The following is a 457-nucleotide window of genomic DNA, read 5'->3' as shown; positions in this document are numbered from 1 at the left end:
GCATTGCGGCAATAGCGCCGCGCCATGATGCCCAGCGGTCCTTCGGTGACGATGTGGATGTGGTCGGCCTTGCCGGCGTCGATCAGGCGCGCGACATGGCCGGGCGTGGTCAGCGCCAGCCTGATGTCGGGATAGGTCGGCAAGGGCAGGGTGCGAAAGATATTGGGCGTCAGGAAATCCACCGCGACGTCGAAGGACTTCAGCGTCTCGGTGAGCCGCTCCAGCGTGTGGACGACGCCGTTGACCTGCGGGCGCCAGGCATCGGTGACCATCAGTATGCGCATGGCGGCCCTTTGCTTGAAAGGTCGACGGTTGCCTTGAGACGATGCCGGAACGGCGACCAGCCTGCTGCTCTCGCTTCGCTCCAGCGCACCCGGACAGGTACGGGGTCGAAGTGAGGCGGCAAGGCCGAATCAATTGAGGTCGCGCGCTTCATGCGCGCTCTTGATCATGGTTT

Annotated in this window: 1 pseudogene; it reads right to left on the bottom strand. The window is 64.1% G+C overall.

The features are described 5' to 3' along the window. Window positions 1-284: pseudogene (locus tag EN994_RS34920) on the bottom strand (glycosyltransferase family 1 protein); the annotation flags it as partial. Window positions 285-457: the final 173 nt, after the last annotated feature.

It is taken from the genome of Mesorhizobium sp. M7A.F.Ca.CA.002.09.1.1, assembly GCF_003998555.1.
Classification (GTDB): Bacteria; Pseudomonadota; Alphaproteobacteria; order Rhizobiales; family Rhizobiaceae; genus Mesorhizobium; species Mesorhizobium ciceri.
The sequence above is the reverse complement of the archived record's forward strand: the minus strand, read 5'-3'. Positions and strand labels throughout refer to the sequence as shown.